Source organism: Blautia sp. DFI.9.10 (assembly GCF_024461705.1).
Lineage (GTDB): Bacteria > Bacillota > Clostridia > Lachnospirales > Lachnospiraceae > Blautia_A > Blautia_A fusiformis.
Map to the genome: position 1 here is coordinate 114,306 of NZ_JANGAA010000007.1, position 20,347 is coordinate 134,652.

17 protein-coding genes are annotated in these 20,347 nt (G+C 46.0%); 14 read left to right on the forward strand and 3 right to left on the reverse strand.

Annotation, left to right across the window (positions count from 1 at the left end; translation table 11 throughout):
- The first annotated feature begins 163 nt into the window (after positions 1–163).
- The 5 genes from NE671_RS06405 to NE671_RS06425 all read left to right on the forward strand — a co-directional run bounded on the left by NE671_RS06405 (position 164) and on the right by NE671_RS06425 (position 6,037).
- Entirely contained in the window at positions 164–1,669 is a 1,506-nt protein-coding gene (locus NE671_RS06405; RefSeq protein ID WP_110102921.1) for a sugar ABC transporter ATP-binding protein, read from the forward strand.
- The gene (locus NE671_RS06410; RefSeq protein ID WP_110102893.1) at positions 1,669–2,661 is read left to right on the forward strand and encodes an ABC transporter permease; all 993 of its coding nucleotides are present in this window, start codon (positions 1,669–1,671) and stop codon (positions 2,659–2,661) included. The genes NE671_RS06405 and NE671_RS06410 overlap by 1 nt, the downstream gene beginning before the upstream one ends.
- Positions 2,662–2,664: 3 nt before the next feature.
- A complete protein-coding gene (locus NE671_RS06415) occupies positions 2,665–3,672 on the forward strand; it encodes an ABC transporter permease (protein ID WP_092068559.1) in 1,008 nt (335 codons plus the stop codon).
- A gap of 99 nt (positions 3,673–3,771) precedes the next feature.
- Positions 3,772–4,839 (forward strand): substrate-binding domain-containing protein, encoded by a 1,068-nt coding sequence (locus tag NE671_RS06420; protein WP_022427045.1) that lies wholly within the window; start codon positions 3,772–3,774, stop codon positions 4,837–4,839.
- 214 nt (positions 4,840–5,053) lie between these two features.
- Positions 5,054–6,037, forward strand: a complete 984-nt coding sequence (locus NE671_RS06425; protein ID WP_092068556.1) for an AraC family transcriptional regulator — start codon at positions 5,054–5,056, stop codon at positions 6,035–6,037.
- A 17-nt stretch (positions 6,038–6,054) separates the two neighbouring features.
- Here the strand turns inward: NE671_RS06425 and NE671_RS06430 are convergent, their stop codons facing one another.
- Positions 6,055–6,732: a GTP pyrophosphokinase gene (locus NE671_RS06430; protein WP_015527292.1), complete on the reverse strand. Its 678-nt coding sequence runs from the start codon at positions 6,730–6,732 to the stop codon at positions 6,055–6,057.
- A 481-nt stretch (positions 6,733–7,213) separates the two neighbouring features.
- On the opposite strand from NE671_RS06430, the gene trpE reads away from it, so the two are divergent.
- From trpE to NE671_RS06470, 8 genes are all read left to right on the forward strand, one after another.
- Positions 7,214–8,701, forward strand: a complete 1,488-nt coding sequence (gene trpE / locus NE671_RS06435) for an anthranilate synthase component I (RefSeq protein ID WP_256163794.1) — start codon at positions 7,214–7,216, stop codon at positions 8,699–8,701.
- Positions 8,698–9,276 carry an anthranilate synthase component II gene (locus NE671_RS06440; RefSeq protein WP_186582437.1) on the forward strand — a complete coding sequence of 193 codons (579 nt, stop codon included), beginning with the start codon at positions 8,698–8,700 and terminating at the stop codon, positions 9,274–9,276. The genes trpE and NE671_RS06440 overlap by 4 nt, the downstream gene beginning before the upstream one ends.
- 57 nt (positions 9,277–9,333) lie before the next feature.
- Positions 9,334–10,347, forward strand: a complete 1,014-nt coding sequence (gene trpD, locus NE671_RS06445) for an anthranilate phosphoribosyltransferase (protein ID WP_256163795.1) — start codon at positions 9,334–9,336, stop codon at positions 10,345–10,347.
- A 129-nt stretch (positions 10,348–10,476) separates the two neighbouring features.
- Entirely contained in the window at positions 10,477–11,271 is a 795-nt protein-coding gene (gene trpC, locus NE671_RS06450; RefSeq protein ID WP_173741439.1) for an indole-3-glycerol phosphate synthase TrpC, read from the forward strand.
- Positions 11,272–11,378: 107 nt separating this feature from the next.
- Positions 11,379–12,026: a phosphoribosylanthranilate isomerase gene (locus NE671_RS06455; RefSeq protein ID WP_256163796.1), complete on the forward strand. Its 648-nt coding sequence runs from the start codon at positions 11,379–11,381 to the stop codon at positions 12,024–12,026.
- 1 nt (position 12,027) lies between these two features.
- Positions 12,028–13,212: a tryptophan synthase subunit beta gene (trpB, locus tag NE671_RS06460; RefSeq protein WP_256163797.1), complete on the forward strand. Its 1,185-nt coding sequence runs from the start codon at positions 12,028–12,030 to the stop codon at positions 13,210–13,212.
- On the forward strand, positions 13,205–13,978 hold the full coding sequence (gene trpA, locus NE671_RS06465; RefSeq protein WP_021652163.1) for a tryptophan synthase subunit alpha: 774 nt from the start codon (positions 13,205–13,207) through the stop codon (positions 13,976–13,978). Before trpB ends, trpA begins: the two co-directional genes overlap by 8 nt.
- Positions 13,979–14,163: 185 nt before the next feature.
- Entirely contained in the window at positions 14,164–16,257 is a 2,094-nt protein-coding gene (locus NE671_RS06470) for a glycoside hydrolase family 3 C-terminal domain-containing protein (protein WP_256163798.1), read from the forward strand.
- 57 nt (positions 16,258–16,314) lie between these two features.
- Here NE671_RS06470 and NE671_RS06475 read toward each other — a convergent pair whose 3' ends face one another.
- Positions 16,315–17,694, reverse strand: a complete 1,380-nt coding sequence (locus NE671_RS06475; RefSeq protein ID WP_256163799.1) for an aldehyde dehydrogenase — start codon at positions 17,692–17,694, stop codon at positions 16,315–16,317.
- 70 nt (positions 17,695–17,764) lie between these two features.
- The gene (locus NE671_RS06480) at positions 17,765–18,979 is read right to left on the reverse strand and encodes an iron-containing alcohol dehydrogenase (protein ID WP_256163800.1); all 1,215 of its coding nucleotides are present in this window, start codon (positions 18,977–18,979) and stop codon (positions 17,765–17,767) included.
- A gap of 285 nt (positions 18,980–19,264) precedes the next feature.
- Between NE671_RS06480 and NE671_RS06485 the strand changes: the two genes are divergently transcribed.
- On the forward strand, positions 19,265–20,182 hold the full coding sequence (locus tag NE671_RS06485) for an AraC family transcriptional regulator (RefSeq protein ID WP_015527280.1): 918 nt from the start codon (positions 19,265–19,267) through the stop codon (positions 20,180–20,182).
- Positions 20,183–20,347 lie beyond the last annotated feature (165 nt).

Sequence of the window (20,347 nt, forward strand, 5' to 3'; positions counted from 1 at the left end):
GCATAAAGTATATAGAAATACGAGAATGGGACAATGGTTTATGAGTAATATTTTACAGGGAAAAGAAGAATATTTTACCCTTATCCAAAAATATTCCCATTATCAATCTGTGGGCCGGATGATAGAATATAATCAGATTAAAGGAAAGGGAGGAGAAAGAGCCGTGTCAGAATATGTTCTTGAATTAAAAGGTATTACGAAGATATTCCCCGGTGTCAAAGCTCTGAATAATGTACAGTTCCAGCTCAAACCTGGCGAAGTTCATGCGCTGATGGGTGAGAATGGTGCTGGTAAATCTACGTTTATCAAGGTTATTACCGGAGTACATAAGGCAGAAGAGGGTGAGATGTTCTTAAACGGACAGAAGGTTGACTTCAAAGGTCCGAAGGATGCCCAGGAGGCAGGTATCGCTGCCGTATATCAGCACCCTACATCATATCCGCATCTTACAGTAGCCGAAAATATTTTTATGGGTCATGAGATCATTAAACATCATATGATCCAGTGGAAAGAGATGAATCAGGAGGCAAACAAGTACCTGAAGGAGCTGGATGCAGACTTTGACGCAACAGCAGAGATGGGTACACTTTCTGTTGCACAGCAGCAGATGGTCGAGATCGCCAAGGCACTTTCCACAAATGCGAAGATCATCATTCTGGATGAGCCGACAGCAGCACTTACCAGAAACGAGTCCGAGAAGCTTTACACACTGGTTGACAAGCTGAAAGAGAATGGTGTTTCCATTATCTTTATCTCCCATCGTTTCGAAGATATGTACCGTCTGGCTTCCAGAGTTACCGTATTCCGTGATTCCCAGTACATTGGAACCTATGATGTAGATGGAATCACAAACGCAGATCTGATCAAGGCAATGGTTGGTCGTGAGATTAACGATCTGTTCCCGAAACCGGAAGTGAAGTTTGGAGATGAGATGCTCCGTATCGAACATCTTTCCAGAATAGGATTTTTCAAGGATGTTTCTTTCAATGTACATGCAGGCGAGATCGTAGGTCTTACCGGTCTGGTTGGTGCAGGACGTACAGAGGTTATGGAAGCTGTCTGTGGAATTACCCGTCCGGACGAAGGAAAAGTTTTCCTTGAGGGAAAAGAAATTTATATCAAGACTCCGTCTGATGCAATGGAAAAAGGTATCATCCTTCTTCCAGAGGACAGACAGAAACAGGGTCTGGTTATGAGCTGGGGACTTGGAAGAAACGTAACACTTCCGATCATCAGCAAATATGCAAAATCCGGATTTAACGATGAGAAGGCAGAAAGAGAACTTTCCAAGAAACTTCTTGAGGAAGTAGATACCAAGGCAGTCGATATCTTCCAGCCGGCAAGCTCTCTGTCTGGTGGTAACCAGCAGAAAGTTGTTGTTGCGAAAGCTCTTGCTCAGGAAATGAAAGTAGTTATCATGGATGAGCCGACAAAGGGTGTCGATGTCGGAGCCAAAGCTGAGATTTATGCGATCATGGGAGACCTTGCAAAGAAAGGATATGCAATCATCCTGATCTCTTCCGAGATGCCGGAGATCCTGGGTATGGCGGACCGTATCATTGTTATGTGTAATGGCCGCAAGACAGGAGAACTGAACAGAGGAGAGGCAACACAGGAGGGAATCCTTGAGCTGTCCATGGAAAAGAGCACTGGAAAGGGGACTAAATAATGGAAAAGAAATCTGTCATCAAGAAGATTACAGGCTCCCGAGAGGCTCTGCTGGCAATTATCGTAATCGTGCTGTTTGCAGTTGTCACAGCGATCAGCCCGTCATTCCTTACGCCAAAGTCACTCATGGAGATGCTGAAAAATAATGCAGTAACAATGGTAATGTCACTTGGTATGTTATGTGTCATGCTGGTAGGCGGAATTGATATTTCCATTATGTCAACTCTGGCACTTTCCGGTATGTCCATCGGTATGCTTCTGAAATACGGACATATCACAAGCACATTACTTGCTTTCATCATTGCAATGGCAATCGGTATTGCCTGCGGACTGGTTGTAGGTCTTGTAATTTCAAGAGCAAACGTTCCGCCGATCATTGCAACCATGGGCTTTATGTACATCTACAGAGCAATGGGATATCTTGTTTCTCACGGTGGTGAGTGGGCAAGTGCCGCAGCTCTCGGTGATTTTAAGAATTTTGCCACCACAAATTTCCTTGGAATCAACAAGGTAATCTGGGTGATCATCGTATGCTACGTAGTATTCTTCTTCTTTATGAAATGGACAAGAACCGGTCGTAGGATCTACGCAGTAGGAAGTAACGCAAGTGCAGCACAGGTTTCCGGTATCAATGCAAAGAATATCAACCTTCTTGTATATGTGATCATGGGATTCCTCGCAGGTCTTGGCGGAGCACTTCAGGTATCTGTTTATGCTTCTGCAATGCCTGATATGCAGTACGGTGGTGAGATGGATGTTATCGCAGCCTGCGTTATCGGTGGTGTAAGCATGAGCGGTGGACGTGGAACCGTAGTAGGTGCATTCCTCGGTTCCATTATCCTTGCAACGATCGCAAAAGCTCTTCCGCTTGTAGGTATCAGTTCACTGTGGCAGAACATGATCAAGGGTGTTATCATCCTGGTAGTAGTTGTGATCAACGTTGTTCTGCAGAGAATCGCAGATAAAAACGCATTAAAGGGAAGGGAGATGTAAATCATGGCTGGAAAATCTGGAAGAAGTATTAACAATGTGCCGGAAAATCCGATGAAACACATCATATTCAGTTGGGAAGGCATCCTGGTCATTCTCTTTATCCTGGTAAATATTTTCTGCGCATCATTTTCTGAGTTTTATAATATGAAGAGTGTTCTTCGTCAGATGCCGGTTTACCTTGCAGAGGTATTCATGATGTTTCCAATGGCGTACATCCTGGTATTAGGCGAGATTGATATTTCCGTAGGTGCGATCGTGTGTCTCTCCGCTACCTTAAGCTGTATGGTCTGCAACACAAACGCTCCGTTCATTGTAGTAGTACTTACAGCACTGGTTGTTGGTGCCCTCTGTGGTGCGGTTAACGGATTTATCCTTACCCGTTTCAAGGAGCTGCCTCCAATGATCGTAACACTGGCAACACAGATCATCTTCCGTGGTATCGCTGAGGTAACACTTGGAGCCGGCGGAAGTATTGCGATCACAAACACAGATGGCTTCCGTGCTATCGGTGGAAAGGTTGGAAATATTCCATATATTCTTTTCCTGGTGCTGATCCTTGGTGTACTTTTTGCGATCTTTCTTGGAAAGAGTACATTTGGACGCCGTACATATGCGATCGGAACAAACCGTGTGGCAGCTTATTACGCAGGTGTTCACGTAGAGAAGATCCGTTTCATCATCTACACAGTTATGGGACTTATGTCCGGACTTTGCGCAGTATTCCTGGTATCCTCTTCCTACGGTGCAAATACAACAACCGGTAACGGATTTGAGATGGATGCCATTGCAATGGCAGTATTCGGAGGTATCTCCTCCACAGGTGGTAAAGGTAACCTGGCCGGCGGTATCATTTCTGCATTCATCATCGTATGCTTACGAGTTGGCCTTGGACAGAAGAACGTAAATGCTCAGGTGATCCTTCTCATCATCGGTGTACTTCTGGTAGCAGCAGTAGCTCTTCCGAATATCATCGGCGATGTGAAAAAAGCAGTCGCAATGAAGAAAAACTAAATATCACTTTTGAAACTCATATGATTGTTAGCTGCCTCCATTGGTGTAGCGGAGGCAGTAGCATATAAAAAAATTATATTCTTATAGGGAGGAACAACAATGAAAAAAAAGGTAATTAGCGCAATCCTTTGTGGAGCAATGGTTCTTGGTACAGTTTGCCCGGTTCTTGCAGCAGATGACAAATCCGAAGATACTAAGACAGAAGCAGCAGCTGGCGATTCTGCAAAAGGCAAAAAGATCGCTCTGGTTGGTAAAGCAGCCGGTAATGCATTCTTCGAGATCGCAGCGAAATCTTTCCAGGAGACAGTAGAGGCTGAAGGCGGCGAGGTTCAGGTCGTTTATCCTGAGACAGCTACAGCTGATGCGCAGATCAAGGTTCTTGACAACCTGATTTCTCAGGACTTCGATGCAATCTGTATCTCCGCTAACGATGTTAACGCTCTTCAGGCTAAGCTTGAGGAAGCTATGGATGAGGGAATCAAGGTATCTTCCTTCGACTCCGCACCGAACAAAGACAGCCGTGAGATTTTCGTAAACCAGGCTGGTACAAAAGAAGTTGCTCAGGCACTTATGGATGCAGTTCTTGATATTTCCGGTGGTGAGGGACAGTTCGCTATCCTTTCCGCTACATCTCAGTCCGCTAACCAGAACGCATGGATCGACGCGATGAAGACCATCATGGAAGGCGATGACAAATACAGCAAGCTTGAGCTTGTAGACGTTGTATACGGTGATGATGAGCCGCAGAAATCCACAGACCAGACAGCAGCTCTTCTTCAGAACTACAAGGATCTGAAGGTTATCTGCGCACCTACAACAGTTGGTATCGCAGCAGCTGCTAAATATCTTCAGGATAACGGATCTTCCTGTAAGCTGACAGGTCTTGGACTTCCATCCGAGATGCAGGAGTACACAGGTGATGATGATTCTCATTCCTGCCCATACTTCTATCTGTGGGATATGCAGGGCCTTGGAAAACTCAGTGCTTACACAACAATCGCTCTGATCAACGAAGACATCACAGGTGCTAAAGATGACAAATTCACAGCTGGTGACCTTGGTGACTACACAGTAACAGAGGCAGATGACGGCGGTACAGAGGTTGTTCTTGGTGCACCTCTGAAATTCGATACAAGCAACATCGAGGAGATGGCTAAGCTGTACTAATCAATCCTCAGATTGACTGTATAATCATATGATAAATCCTTTTGGGACAAGGCGGAGTCTTCGGACTCCGCCTTGTTTCGTATATTTGAATTTGGTGTATAGAAGGTTTCCGAAAAAATTTCAGTCTTTTGATTCTGGTTGTACTCTTATGGCTGCGGTGTTAAAATGAGGACAGCAGAATAGAAAACCATGAACAGATGAAGGAGCAAAACACATGCAGCAGGCATTACTGGATCAGCTGAGAAAGATCACAGAGGAAGAGAGAAAAATCCTGGATGGAGAAGCAGAGGTGGATAGAGATCTCTACACATCCGGTCGGGACTTTACTGTGGACAGCCGTAAAATGCTGAAAGAAGGCAGGCTGATCGCTGTGCGTACACACACCCGTTTTGTGTATTTTCCGGCTCACAGGCATAATTTTGTGGAAGTGCTGTATGTGTGTGAGGGATCTCTGACTAATATCATTGACGGAAAAAAAGTCATAGTTAACAAAGGCGAGCTGCTTTTTCTCAATCAGTTTACGAAGCATGAGATTCTGAAAGCGGGGCAGAATGATATTGCGATCAATTTTATGGTGCTGCCGGAGTTTTTTGATGTGGCCTATTCCATGGCGGGCAATGACAATATGCTGGCAGATTTTCTGGTGAATGTCCTGCGACAGGATGAAGAGCGTGGGGAATATCTTCATTTTAAGGTTGCGGAAGTGCTGCAGATCCAGAATCTTCTGGAAAATATCATCTATTCTCTTGTAAACGGTGAGGAGAACAGAGAGCGGATCAATCAGACCACAATGGGCCTGATATTCATGTATCTGATAGAATCGGTGCAGTATGTGGAGATGCGTCTGCCCAATCAGTACGAAAATATGATCTCTATGACAACACTGGATTATATTGAACAGAAATACCGGACTGCTACGCTGACGGAGCTTTGTGGTCGTCTGCATCTTCCCATGCATGTCCTCAGTAAGATGATCAAGAAAAGCACAGGGTTTAATTTCAAGGAACTTCTTCAGAGAAAACGTCTGAACAAGGCTGTAGAGCTGATGTGTGAAACAGATCTGCCTGTCAGTGACATCATTGCGGCTGTAGGCTATGAAAATAACAGTTATTTTCATCGGGTATTCAAGGAACATTATCACATGACACCACGGGCGTTCCGGGTGAAAAACAGTGAGAAAGAACAGGTGAGGCTGTAACAGCCTCACCTGTTTTTTTAAATATCATGGAATTGTCCGATCTTGTTTTTGATCCGCTGCATTTCGTTATCCATATCGATCACAGTGCGGGCGCAGTTCAGCAGTTCATTGCTGACATCCTCATAACCGTCCATTTCTTCGATATTCTGCTTGTAACGCAGCTGATGCTCCAGAGTTGCCCAGAAATCCATACCGTTGGTACGGATCTGGATCTCTGCACGCATGGGAGTTTTTCCCTTGGAGAAGAATACGGGGATTTCCACGATCATGTGATAACTGCGGTAGCCGTTTGGCTTTGGATTTTTGATATAGTCCTTTACCTGGATGACGGTAATGTCATCCTGCCTGGTGATCAGGTCTGCAATAGTGTAGATATCATCGATAAAGGCACAGACAACACGGATGCCTGCCACGTCATTCAGCTGATTCTGAATATTCTCCGCAGTAAACTCATAGCCGAGCTTTTTGAGCTTTTTGTAAATGCTTTCCGGCTTTTTGATCCTTGTTTTGATGAAGGAGATCGGGTTACGTTTATATTCCAATGAAAATTCATCGTTGAGGACTTCCAGCTTGGTGCGTACCTCACGGACCGTACATCGATACATCATCATCAGATCATTAAATTTTGCGGAATTTTTGATAAAAACCTGTGGATCAGGGGTATCCAGCCAGGTGTTTGTATTTCTTTCAGCCATAGTGTTTTTCTGGTGAAACTCCTTTCTTATGTAATATTTATAACAATTACTTTCATACAATTATAGAACAAAATGATATTTTTTTCAACTTTTGTATTGACATATCAGAAAAGCTGTGCTATTTTATAGAAAAAAATTAATTGAGTAAACCACTAAACCACTAAACCGTTGAAGCGGAGATAAAGATATTCATGCGCGCACAGAGAGTCCGGGAGGGTGAGAGCCGGGTCGAGAGGCAGTTTATCAAATGGACCGCAGAGGGCACAGGGAAAGATATTTTCGGATATCAAGTATTCTGTGACGTGAGGGCATACGTCAGTTGCCGGGAATATGAAGGTATTCCGCCAAGTGCACGGGTCAGACCGTGAATCAGGGTGGCACCGCGGGTGATTTTGAATTTAGAGCTCGTCCCTGACAGAACCAGATTCTGTCGGAGACGGGCTTTTTTTGTTACATAAATGTAGATCAGGAGGGACTGAATATGTATCCAGCATTAGAAGGATTAAGAGAAATCGCAAAGTCAGGGGAATACCGGCGTATTCCCGTATGCAGAGAACTGTATTCCGACCGCTATACACCTGTAGAAGTGATGCGGACTCTTCGCACAGCCAGCAGACACTGCTATCTGCTGGAAAGTGCCAGCCAGACAGAGGTATGGGGACGCTATTCCTTCCTGGGATATGAACCATCCATGGAGATCACCTGTACCGATGGAAATCTTCAGATCCGAAAGATCCATGAGGACGGTACCGAAGAAATAACAAAGCAGCAGGTAAAACATCCCGGAGATGCTATTCGAAAGATCCTGAAGGAATACAAAAGCCCGGTACTGGAAAAAATGCCAACCTTTACCGGCGGCCTGGTAGGCTATTTTTCCTACGATTATATTAAATACAGTGAACCGAAGCTGGAGCTTACCGATAAGACGGTAGAAGATTTCAGAGATATGGATCTAATGCTCTTTGACCAGGTCATTGCCTTTGACCATTACAGACAGAAGGTGCTTCTGATCACCGGGGTGATGACGGATGATCCGGAAAATTCCTACCAGAAGGCGGAAGCAAAATTAAAAGAGATGGCAGATCTGATCCGAAACGGAAAACAGAAGGAATTTCCGTCCTTGAAACTGAAATCTTCCATTGAGCCGCAGTTTCCGAAAGCAAAATACTGTGAGATGGTTGAGAAAGCGAAGCATTACATCCACGAAGGAGATATTTTCCAGGTGGTGCTCTCCAATCCGATGCGAGCGAAAGCAGAGGGAAGTCTGTTTGATACCTACCGTGTTCTCAGGGCTACCAATCCTTCGCCGTATATGTTTTATTTTTCCAGTGATGATATTGAGATTGCAGGAGCCTCCCCGGAAACACTTGCCAGGCTTGCAGGAACAGAATTAAGTACCTTCCCGCTTGCAGGAACAAGACCAAGAGGCAAGACAAAAGAAGAAGACCTGGCGCTGGAAAAAGGACTCCTGGCTGATGAGAAGGAACGTGCCGAGCACAACATGCTTGTGGATCTTGGGCGAAATGATATCGGAAAGATCAGTAAGATCGGTACTGTGAACGTAGAAAAATATATGTGCATTGAGCGTTTTTCTCATGTGATGCATATTGGTTCCACAGTTACCGGCCAGATCCGGGATGACAGGGATGCGGTGGATGCAGTGGATGCCATCCTTCCGGCAGGAACACTTTCCGGAGCACCGAAATTCCGTGCCTGCCAGATCATCCAGGAACTGGAACAGAGCAAGCGAGGCATTTACGGCGGTGCTATCGGATATCTGGATTTTGCCGGAAACCTGGATACCTGTATTGCCATTCGCCTGGTTTATAAGAAAAACGGTGAGATCTGTATCCGGTCAGGAGCAGGGATCGTAGCAGACAGCATTCCGGAAAGTGAATTTCAGGAGTGCTGCAACAAGGCAAGAGCCGTTGTACAGGCAATCGAAACTGCACAGGAGGGACTGGAATGATAGTACTGATCGATAATTATGATAGCTTTTCCTACAATGTTTACCAGCTGATCGGTTCTGTGGAGCCGGATATCAAAGTGGTAAGAAATGATGAAGTGACCATCAAAGAGCTGGAGGCCATGAAGCCGGAGGCATTGATCCTTTCCCCTGGTCCGGGAAAACCGGAGGATGCGGGAATCTGTATTGAATCCATAAAATATTTCAAAGACAAGCTGCCGATCCTGGGTATCTGCCTTGGACATCAGTCCATCTGTGAAGCCTTCGGAGGGACAGTATCCTACGCAAAAGAGCTGATGCACGGAAAGCAGAAAGAGATACATAAAGTTGGAAAGAGCCTGATGTTTGAAGGACTTCCGGAAACTTTTCCGGCAGCCAGATATCACTCACTGGCAGCTATCAGGGATACTTTACCGGAGAAACTGGTTGTTACCGCTGAGTCTGAGGACGGAGAGGTGATGGCACTGGAGCATAAAGAATATCCGATATTCGGATTACAGTTCCATCCGGAATCTGTTATGACACCGGATGGAAAAACAATGATCGAGAACTTTATGAAGGTTATCAGAGACAGATAAGACAGAGAACAGCAATCCATAAAAGATAGAATCATTACAGAACAGGAGGAAACAACAATGATCAAAGAAGCAATCATCAAGCTTTCAAAAAAAGAAGATCTTACATATAACGAAGCAGAAGCCGTAATGAATGAGATCATGGACGGAGCGGCAACACCGGTACAGATGGCATCCTACCTTACTGCACTTTCCCTGAAAGGAGAGACTATTGATGAGATCACTGCATCAGCAGCCGGAATGCGTGCACACTGCATCAAGCTTCTCCACGATATGAATGTTCTGGAGATCGTAGGAACCGGTGGTGATGGAGCAAACTCCTTTAACATTTCTACGACATCTTCTCTTGTGATCGCAGCAGGTGGCGTTCCGGTAGCAAAACACGGAAACCGTGCAGCATCTTCCAAGAGCGGTGCAGCAGATGTTCTGGAAGCACTTGGCGTAAAGATCACCATCCCGCCGGAAAAAAGTGCAGAGATCCTGAAAAAGATCAACATCTGTTTCCTGTTCGCCCAGAATTATCATATTGCCATGAAATATGTGGCACCGATCCGTAAAGAGCTGGGAATCCGCACGGTATTTAATATCCTCGGACCATTAAGCAACCCGGCAGGCGCAAACATGGAGCTGATGGGAGTCTTTGACCAGTCTCTGGTAGAGCCGCTGGCACAGGTTATGATGAAGCTTGGCGTGAACCGCGGAATGGTAGTTTTCGGGCAGGATAAGCTGGATGAGATCTCCATGAGCGCACCGACTTCTGTGTGCGAGATCAAGGACGGATGGTTCCAGTCCTATGAGATCACACCGGAGCAGTTCGGCTATACACGCTGCAGCAAAGAAGATCTGGCAGGCGGCACACCGGCAGAGAACGCAGAGATCACAAAAGCCATTGTAAACGGAACCGAAAAAGGCCCGAAGCGTCAGGCGGTCTGCATGAACGCAGGTGCAGCACTTTATATCGCAGGAAAGGCAGAGAGCCTGGAAGCCGGCGTAAGAAAGGCTGAAGATCTGATCGACAGTGGTGCAGCTGCTGCCAAGCTTGCGGAATTCATCAAATTAAGTAACGAGATTTGAAAATAATAGCGGCAGAAGAGAAATCGACAATCCCTATCGGAAGAGATACGAACGGAAACATTAATCTGTCAGATTTCTTGAAATTGCCGAATGAGAGTTGAACTGAAATATCAAGGAGACAAACAAAGAATGAGCGAAAAAAACATTCTGGAGGAAATCGCAGAAAAAACAAGAGAACGTATCCGGAAGGAAAAACGTCAGTTTCCCCTGGATCAGCTGAAAACCCTGGCAGAAAAAGCACCACAGCAGCCGTCCTTTCTGGAAGCGTTGAAAAAGCCGGGTATGTCCTACATCTGTGAAGTAAAAAAAGCTTCCCCCTCCAAGGGGCTGATCGCACCGGAATTTCCGTATCTGGAAATTGCGAAAGAATACGAGGCAGCAGGTGCATCTGCGATCTCCTGCCTCACAGAGCCATTTTATTTCATGGGAAGTGACACTTATCTCCGTGAGATCACAGAAACAGTGGATATTCCGGTCCTTCGGAAGGACTTCACGGTGGATAAGTACATGATCTATCAGGCAAAAGCATTCGGTGCATCGGCAGTGCTTCTGATCTGTGCTATCTTAAATGACCAGGAACTCCTGGAATACCGAGAGCTTGCAGAAACTCTGGGAATGGATGCACTGGTGGAAGCTCATGACGAGAATGAAGTGGCAAGAGCATTAAAGACAGGTGCAAAGATCGTCGGTGTAAATAACCGTGACCTGAAAACCTTTAAGGTTGATATGAATAACAGCATCCGTCTTCGAAACCTGGCACCGGACAATGTGGTATTTGTGTCTGAGAGCGGAATCAAAAACGCAGGTGATATCGCTATCCTGGAAAGAAACCGGGTAGGTGCAGTCCTGATCGGTGAGACCCTGATGCGAAGCCCGGATAAGAAAGCTGCATTGGAAAATCTGAATGGTGGAGCGCTTGTATAAAGGCCAAACGAAAGAATAGAGTAAATAAGTAACAGAGCTGACCAGCAGCAAATAGTAACGAAACAGGAAGGGGCAGGGTCATACAGAAAGGGCAGGATTGGCTGAATATGAGAGAACAACCGTTGAAACATGGGAGCAGAACCAGGATCAAGATCTGCGGCCTGACCCGCCCGGAAGATATCCAGGCAGTGAACCAGGCTAAACCGGACTTTGCAGGATTCATTGTAGAATTCCCAAAAAGTAGAAGAAACGTCACCGTGGAGCAATTGAAGGCTTTCCGGGAAGAACTGGATGATAGCATTTTGCCGGTAGGCGTATTCGTCAATGCACCGGTGGAGCTTCCCGCACAGCTTTTAAACGAGGGAACCATCGCACTGGCACAGCTTCACGGCCAGGAGGACGAGAATTATATCAGACAGCTTAAGACCATGACAGACCAGCTTCTGATAAAGGCTTTTTCCATAAAAACAGAAGCAGATATAAAGAAAACGATCCGTTCGGAAGCAGACTATATTCTGCTGGATCAGGGCGCAGGAGGAACAGGAGAAACTTTCGACTGGAGTCTGGTACCGGCGATCAAACGTCCCTGGTTTCTGGCAGGAGGTCTGGGCTGTGAAAATCTGGAATCGGCCATACATCTGCTTCACCCCTGGGCAGTAGATTTAAGCAGCAGTGTAGAAACCGACGGTCACAAAGACCCGGATAAAATATTAGAAGCAGTATACGCAGTAAGGAACATAAAGGAGGAAATATAACATGTCAAAAGGAAGATTCGGCATCCATGGCGGACAGTACATCCCGGAAACACTGATGAACGCCGTTCTGGAGCTTGAGGAAGCATACAACCATTACAAAAACGATCCGGAATTCAACCGTGAGCTCACAGAGCTTCTCAATGAATACGCAGGAAGACCATCCCGTCTTTACTATGCGGCACATATGACCGAGGACCTTGGCGGAGCCAAGATCTATCTGAAAAGAGAAGACTTAAACCACACAGGAGCCCACAAGATCAACAACGTACTTGGTCAGGTGCTCCTGGCAAAAAAAATGGGCAAGACCCGTGTCATCGCAGAGACAGGAGCCGGCCAGCACGGTGTTGCAACTGCAACCGCAGCAGCACTGATGGGAATGGAATGTGAGGTATTCATGGGAAAAGAGGACACCGAGCGTCAGGCTCTGAACGTATATAAAATGCGTCTCCTCGGAGCAAAGGTCCATGCAGTCACAAGCGGAACCGCAACCTTAAAGGATGCCGTTTCCGAGACCATGCGTGAGTGGACAAACCGTATTGCAGATACCCATTATGTACTGGGATCTGTTATGGGCCCGCACCCGTTCCCGACCATCGTACGTGATTTCCAGGCCGTGATCTCCAAGGAAATCAAAGAACAGATGCTGGAAAAAGAGGGCAGACTTCCGGATGTTGTCCTGGCTTGTGTGGGCGGCGGCTCCAATGCTATCGGAACCTTCTACAATTTCATTGAGGACAAAGACGTTCGTCTCATCGGCTGTGAGGCAGCAGGACGTGGCGTGAATACTGCGGAGACTGCGGCAACCATCGCAACCGGTCGTCTCGGAATCTTCCATGGTATGAAATCTTACTTCTGCCAGGATGAATACGGACAGATCGCACCGGTATACTCCATCTCCGCAGGTCTTGATTACCCGGGTGTAGGTCCGGAGCATGCACACCTTTATGATATCGGAAGAGCAGAGTACGTTCCTGTTACAGATGACGAAGCAGTAGAGGCTTTTGAATATCTTTCCAGAACAGAAGGAATCATTCCTGCGATCGAAAGTGCCCACGCAGTGGCCTATGCGAAAAAGATCGCACCGACACTTGGAAAGGACAAGATCATGGTAGTTACTATTTCAGGACGTGGAGATAAGGACTGTGTGGCAATCGCCCGCTACAGAGGGGAGGATATTCATGAATAAGAGAATTACAGAGGCATTTGCAAACGGAAAAGCATTTATTCCTTTTTTGACCTGCGGAGATCCGTCTCTGGAGGTAACAGAGCAGCTGGTTTATGCAATGGAAGAAGCAGGAGCAGATCTGATCGAGCTTGGGATCCCGTTCTCAGATCCTACCGCAGAGGGACCTGTGATCCAGGAAGCCAATGTCCGGGCACTTGCAGGCGGTGTGACTACAGATAAAGTTTTTTCAATGGTAGAAAAAATCCGTAAAAATACAAAAATCCCAATGGTATTCATGACCTATGCAAACGTAGTATTTTCTTACGGAACAGAGCGTTTTATCAAGAAAGCAGCGGAAGTTGGAATGGATGGACTGATTCTTCCGGATGTTCCGTTTGAGGAAAAAGAAGAGTTTGATGTTGTGTGCAAACAGTACGGCCTTGACCTGATCTCCCTGATCGCACCGACCTCCCATGAGCGGATCGCCATGATCGCAAAAGAGGCGGAAGGCTTTGTTTACTGCGTATCTTCCCTTGGTGTAACAGGAATGCGTACCAGCATTACCACAGATATCGGAGCTATGGTGAAATTAGTAAAGGCTCAGAAAGACATTCCATGTGCAGTAGGATTCGGAATCTCCACACCGGAGCAGGCAAAAAAAATGGCAGATCAGTCAGACGGTGCCATTGTAGGATCTGCGATCGTGAAGCTTTGTGGTGCCTACGGCAAAGACTGCGTGCCGAAGGTGAAGGCTTATGTGAAAGAGATGAAGGATGCGATCAGATAAGTTCCCGGCTGAAATCGCAACACAGATCACAAAGTGTAATAAAAATCTGCTTTATCCCAAAGAAAGGGTAAAGTAGATTTTTTTTCTGCTCTGAACAGAGGCCGGAAAAATTGCAGGAAATATCTACTTGACAGTCAGAGACCAAATGATAGATGATATAAAAAAAGGTGAGGAGGAAATTGGGGATGAATCGGGAAGAAGCAAAGAAGAAAGCAGAAGCGCTGGTTGCCAGGATGACTCTGGAGGAAAAAGCCAGTCAGTTAAGGTACGATGCACCTGCAATAAAAAGATTGGGAATTCCGGCGTATAACTGGTGGAATGAGGGACTTCACGGTGTTGCCAGAGCAGGGCAGGCAACGGTTTTTCCACAGGCGATCGGAATGGCGGCAGCTTTTGACCGGAAAAGTGTGGCAGAGATGGCCGGTATCGTGGCAACAGAGGGCAGAGCAAAGTATAATGCATATTCCGTAAACGGTGACAGAGATATTTATAAGGGATTGACGTTCTGGTCTCCTAATGTCAATATTTTCCGTGATCCACGATGGGGTAGAGGCCATGAAACTTATGGGGAAGATCCGTATCTTACAAAAGAACTGGGAGTTTCCTTTGTAAAAGCACTTCAGGGAAATGGGGATACAATGAAGGCAGCAGCCTGTGCCAAACATTTTGCAGTACATTCCGGGCCGGAGGCACTCCGTCATGAATTTGATGCGGAAGCATCCGCAAAAGATATGGAAGAAACATATCTGCCGGCATTCGAAGGTCTGGTAAAAGAAGCGAAAGTAGAAGCGGTTATGGGAGCTTATAACCGGACAAACGGGGAACCCTGCTGCGGAAGTCCCACATTACAGAAAAAACTCAGAGGCGAATGGAAATTTCAGGGGCATTTTGTATCAGACTGCTGGGCGATCCGTGATTTTCACGAACACCATATGGTAACGGATACAGCCGTTGAATCTGCAGCACTGGCGATTAATAATGGCTGTGACCTGAATTGTGGAAATACCTATCTTCACATTATGAAGGCATACGAAAAGGGGCTTGTCACAGAAGAAACCATAACCCGGGCAGCAGTGCGGCTTTTTACCACAAGGTATCTGCTGGGGTTGTTTGATGGAAGCGAATATGACCATATCTCCTATCTTGAGGTAGAATCTCCCAGGCATCTGGATGCAGCGGAGAAAGCAGCGGAAAAAAGCTTTGTTCTGCTGAAAAATAACGGGATTCTTCCGCTTGATAAAGAAAAACTGAAAACAATAGGGATCATCGGACCAAATGCGGACAGCAGACAGGCGCTGATCGGCAATTATCACGGGACAGCTTCCAGGTATATTACCATACAGGAAGGCATTCAGGATTATGTGGGAGACGATGTAAGGATCCTTACTTCCAGAGGCTGTGATCTGTTCCGAGACCGGACGGAGCACCTTGCGTTTACCAGAGATCGTATTGCGGAAGCAAAGGTGGTTGCGGAAAACAGCGATGTGGTGATCTTATGTATGGGACTGGATGAGACACTGGAAGGAGAAGAGGGAGACACCGGAAACAGCTATGTATCGGGAGATAAAGAAGATATTGAACTTCCCGGAGTACAGCGAGAACTGATGGAAGCAATCGCAGATACCGGAAAACCGGTAGTATTCTGTCTGCTGGCAGGAAGTGACCTTGATCTGAAATATGCGGCAGAGAAATTTGATGCCGTCATGATGCTGTGGTACCCTGGATGCCAGGGCGGGAAGGCAGCGGCAAAGGTACTGTTTGGAGAAATCTCGCCATCAGGAAAACTTCCGGTGACATTTTATGAAAGCCTGGAAGAACTTCCGGATTTTACCGATTATTCCATGAAAGGCAGAACATATCGCTATATGGAACGAAAAGCACAGTTTCCTTTTGGATATGGTCTGACGTACAGTAAGGTGGCAGTAGATAAAGCAGAGGTCAAAACATGTGGACAGAAGATAAACGTGGAGGTAGAAGTGCAGAATAACGGCGCATATGATACAGAGGATGTTGTTCAGATCTATGTAAAAAATATCGACAGCAAAAATGCCATTCCCAATCCGATGCTGGCCGGTTTTCAGCGGATATTCCTGAAGGCGGGAGAATGCCGAAAAATAGAAATCCCAATATGGGAAAAAGCATTCACCGTAGTAGATGAAACAGGAAAACGGATGGAAGAAGGAAAGAAATTTGAAATTTATGCAGGCTGCAGCCAGCCGGATGAAAAAAGCAAAGAACTGACCGGGATCATGCCGGTAAAGATCATCTGGGAAAAATAATAAGAAAATCTAAAGTAACAGGAGGGCGATGCATCAGGCAGCGCCCTCCCTTCATATCTACCGCATAAACATCCGAACCATTTTCTCATAAATCTTCCGATATTTCTGATACCGCATAGGAAGATCGATCCAGGTCTTTTTATCTACAATACTCTTATAATGAGAGAATGTCCGGAAGCCGTCGATGCCATGATAGGATCCCATACCGCTTTCACCAAAGCCGCCGAAGCCCATATTGCTGGTTGCCAGATGTATGAGGACATCGTTGATACAGCCACCGCCGAAACCACATCGGGAAGTAACTTCCCGGGCATTTTTTTCATCTTCGGTGAAGATATAAAGAGCTAGCGGATGCGCCATGGAATTGATCTTTGTTACGGCACCTCCGAGAGAGTCATAGGTGAGGACCGGAAGTACCGGACCGAAGATTTCCTGCTGCATGACCGGATCTTCGAAGGTTACGTTATCAAGAACCGTCGGCTCGATCTGAAGTGTTTCACGGTTGGAACCACCGCCGCAGACAGTTTTGGCAGGATCGATCAGACTGTTGATACGGTCGAAATGCTTTTCGTTGATGATCTTTCCATAATTCCGGTTCTTCAGTGGTTCTTTTCCATACTGGCGTGTGATCTGTCTGCGAAGCTCTGCGACCAGGGCTTCTTTGATCTCCGGATCACAGTAGATGTAGTCCGGAGCCACGCAGGTCTGGCCACAGTTCAGGAACTTGCCGAATACGATACGTTTTGCCGCAAGGCGGAGATTGGCTGTTTTGTCCACGATGCAGGGGCTTTTTCCACCCAGCTCCAGAGTGACTGGTGTGAGGTGTTCGGAAGCCTTTCTCATGACCTCTTTTCCTACAGACTGGCTTCCCGTGAAGAAGATGTAATCAAAGTGCAGACTGAGAAGATGTGTGTTTTCCGCACGTCCGCCTGTGACAGTTGCAACGTATTTTTCATCGAAACATTCATGGATGAGAAGACGGATCACTTCACTTGTTGCCGGTGAGTAGGCACTTGGTTTTAGGATGACTGTGTTTCCGGCTGCAATGGCGTCTACCAGTGGTTCTATGGTGAGAAGAAACGGATAGTTCCACGGACTCATAATGAGAACAACACCGTAGGGGGATGGTTTGCGGAAACTGTGGGAATGGAACTGTGCCAGTGGAGTTGGAACGGTCTGTTCTTTTGCGTAGGAGCGGATATTTTTCAGCATATGTGTGATCTCGGAGAGCACCAGTCCGGTCTCACACATATAGCTTTCGAAATTACTTTTTCCCAGATCCTTTTTCAGCGCGGCGTGGATCTGATCTTCGTGTTTCCGGATGGAAGCGCGGAGACGTTTCAGGGCGCTGATGCGAAAATCAAGGTCAAGAGTTGCGCCGGAGTAGAAGTACTGGCGCTGTTTATCTAAAAGCTGGTTGATCTGTTCTTTTTCCATGGAATTGTAGTCCTTTCTGAAAAAACTGTATTCGAAATATCGAAAAAATCTTTCTATGCCAATGGCTGTTTTAGCAATTGCTTGCCGGAGGCATCAGTCTGTAATACAGTGTTTCAAGTTCGCCGGCATCCATCAGTACAGGAACCGGGTACAGAGGATTGGCTTCTTTATCTGCGTAATGGGCAAGCTCCGGGATGTCTGTTTCCTGGATTTCCGGAATATAGTCTCCGATGCCATAGCGTTTTTTCATATCTTTTATTGCATCAATAAACATCCGGGCAGCAGTTTTATCGTCCTCATGTTTATCGCAGAGACCGGCAGTTACGGCAAGGTTGCGGAGTTTGTGAGTGATGGAATCTCCGTATGTTTCCAGTACCATAGGAAGGATCACTGCATTGGCAAGCCCATGTGGAACATTATATTTTCCGCCGAGGGAATGTGCAATTGCGTGGACATATCCAACGTAGGATTTGGTGAAGGCACAGCCTGCGAAATAGGAGGCGCGGAGCATATTTCGTCTTGCTTCAATATTATTGCCGTCTGTGTAGGCGGTATCCAGATTTTCAAAGATCAGTCTGACAGCATCCAGGGCATTTTTTCTTGTGCCAGGTGTAGTGGAATTTCCAATGTAGGCTTCCACTGCGTGAGTCAGGGCATCCATGCCGGTGGTAGCTGTGATAAACGGCGGAAGGCTTAAAGTCACTTTCGGGTCAAGGACTGCGTAGCGTGGGATCAGCGGAAAATCGTTGATGGCATATTTGTGCCGTGTTTCTGCATCGGTAATGACAGCAGCAAGTGTTGTTTCACTTCCTGTTCCTGCAGTCGTGGGGATGGCGATGAGAAGAGGAAGCTTTTTGTGGATCTTCAGGATTCCCTTCATCTGAGCAAGAGACTGGTGTGGCTTGGCAATGCGGGCTGCTGTGGCTTTTGCACAGTCCATACTGGAACCTCCGCCGAAGCCGATGATCGCCTGGCAGTCATTGTCCAGATACATGTGAAGGGCTTCGTCCACATTGACGGTTGTTGGATTGGCAACGGTTTTGTCATAGATGTGGTAAGAGATGCAGCTTCGCTTCAGTGTCTGCTCCAGTCTTTCTGTAAGGCCAAGGCTTCGGATCCCTGCATCTGTGATGATGAGTACATTGTTATAGTTTCTTTTTTCCAGAACTTCCGGAATACCTTTGACGCTTCCGATGATCTTCGGATTGCGGTAAGGAAGCAGTGGAAGGGCGAATTTAAAGACATTCTGGAAAACCCGGCAGTAAGCTTTTTTTAATGGATTCATGGTAGTTTTCTTTCCTTTTAAAGTCAAATTATTTTATTCTAAATATTATATATAGCAGTTGGAAGGGGAAAAGTCAAGGTTGCCGTTTATGGAAGTGCATCGCGAAGCGTGTTGCTGAAAACAGAGTAACCGTAACGTCATAAAAAAGAAAACAGGAAAATATAATATTGTCATGGTTGTAAATATCCTTTACACTAAGGGAGTCAAACAGAATCATCATGCAAGGATTGTATATCCAGCGTAAGGCAAGTGTTCGCAGGATAGATATTGATCACGGAGGAAATCATGCCAGAAACAGACACATCCGCAAAAAATCCTCTTCACGTATCCGAAGTGGATGATAATTTAAAAGAGTTAAGCCCTCACGGTTCCTTTGAGCTGCCGGTGGAAACCTATATGGCGAACTGTGAGATCTTTCATGCACTGTATGACCACTGGCACAGTGAGATGGAGATCATGTATATTGAAAAAGGCAGTGGCTTTGCCAGACTGAACCGGGAGAGCATCCGCCTGAAAAAGGGGGATATCCTGATCGTGAACTGCGGAGTTCTCCATAGTATGCGCACAGATCTTAAGAAGCCTCTTTATTATAAGAGTGTGGTTTTCAGCCTGGGCTTCCTTGCAGGTCAGCCGGGAGATATCTGCCAGGAATGTGTGGTATCACCATTAATAGAAAACAAGGCAGAATTCTGCCATCATATAGAAGAAGGAGATTCCGGATATGAGAAGCTACGGGAAATTTTTCTGGAGATCCATGACTGTCATACGGAGAAGAAGCCATATTTCTATGTGAAGCTGAAAATGCTGTTCTTTGATTTCTTTTATGAGATGCTGACGAAGCATTATATTATCCCGGTAAGCACAGAGCAGAACAAGAGCCTTGCGGCAGTAAAGGAAGTGCTGGATCATATCAGCCTTCACTACCAGGAGAATCTTACCGTTTCAGAGCTTTCCGGACTTTCCAATTACAGTGAGTATTATTTTATGAAGCTTTTCCGCCAGTATACGGGAAAAACCTTGGTGGAATACATCAATGACTTCCGTATGGAGAAGGCGAAGTATCTTCTTACGCATTCCGATGCACCTGTGACGGAGATCGCCATGCAGGTGGGATTTAACAGTACAAGTTATTTTATAAAGAAATTTCAGCAGTCCAATAAGGTTTCACCGCATAAGTACAGGAAGAGTATGAGACAGATCTGAGAAAGCTCCCGAAGCAACCGCATATGTATCGGTTACGTTTTTATGCAGAGCTACAGTAAAAAGTGAAAAACAGTCTGACAAATATCTTGCATATCATGACAGGATTGTTATATTTTTGAAAAGAAATGCGTGATATCCTAATATCATCAAAAACAAAGCAAACAA

Coding starts and splice junctions, on each gene's coding strand:
- NE671_RS06410 (WP_110102893.1), top strand. CDS start 1,669: ATGGAAAAGAAATCTGTCATCAAGAAGATTACAGGCTCCCGAGAGGCT.
- NE671_RS06415 (WP_092068559.1), top strand. CDS start 2,665: ATGGCTGGAAAATCTGGAAGAAGTATTAACAATGTGCCGGAAAATCCG.
- NE671_RS06420 (WP_022427045.1), top strand. CDS start 3,772: ATGAAAAAAAAGGTAATTAGCGCAATCCTTTGTGGAGCAATGGTTCTT.
- NE671_RS06425 (WP_092068556.1), top strand. CDS start 5,054: ATGCAGCAGGCATTACTGGATCAGCTGAGAAAGATCACAGAGGAAGAG.
- NE671_RS06430 (WP_015527292.1), bottom strand. CDS start 6,732: ATGGCTGAAAGAAATACAAACACCTGGCTGGATACCCCTGATCCACAG.
- trpE (WP_256163794.1), top strand. CDS start 7,214: ATGTATCCAGCATTAGAAGGATTAAGAGAAATCGCAAAGTCAGGGGAA.
- NE671_RS06440 (WP_186582437.1), top strand. CDS start 8,698: ATGATAGTACTGATCGATAATTATGATAGCTTTTCCTACAATGTTTAC.
- trpD (WP_256163795.1), top strand. CDS start 9,334: ATGATCAAAGAAGCAATCATCAAGCTTTCAAAAAAAGAAGATCTTACA.
- trpC (WP_173741439.1), top strand. CDS start 10,477: ATGAGCGAAAAAAACATTCTGGAGGAAATCGCAGAAAAAACAAGAGAA.
- NE671_RS06455 (WP_256163796.1), top strand. CDS start 11,379: ATGAGAGAACAACCGTTGAAACATGGGAGCAGAACCAGGATCAAGATC.
- trpB (WP_256163797.1), top strand. CDS start 12,028: ATGTCAAAAGGAAGATTCGGCATCCATGGCGGACAGTACATCCCGGAA.
- trpA (WP_021652163.1), top strand. CDS start 13,205: ATGAATAAGAGAATTACAGAGGCATTTGCAAACGGAAAAGCATTTATT.
- NE671_RS06470 (WP_256163798.1), top strand. CDS start 14,164: ATGAATCGGGAAGAAGCAAAGAAGAAAGCAGAAGCGCTGGTTGCCAGG.
- NE671_RS06475 (WP_256163799.1), bottom strand. CDS start 17,694: ATGGAAAAAGAACAGATCAACCAGCTTTTAGATAAACAGCGCCAGTAC.
- NE671_RS06480 (WP_256163800.1), bottom strand. CDS start 18,979: ATGAATCCATTAAAAAAAGCTTACTGCCGGGTTTTCCAGAATGTCTTT.
- NE671_RS06485 (WP_015527280.1), top strand. CDS start 19,265: ATGCCAGAAACAGACACATCCGCAAAAAATCCTCTTCACGTATCCGAA.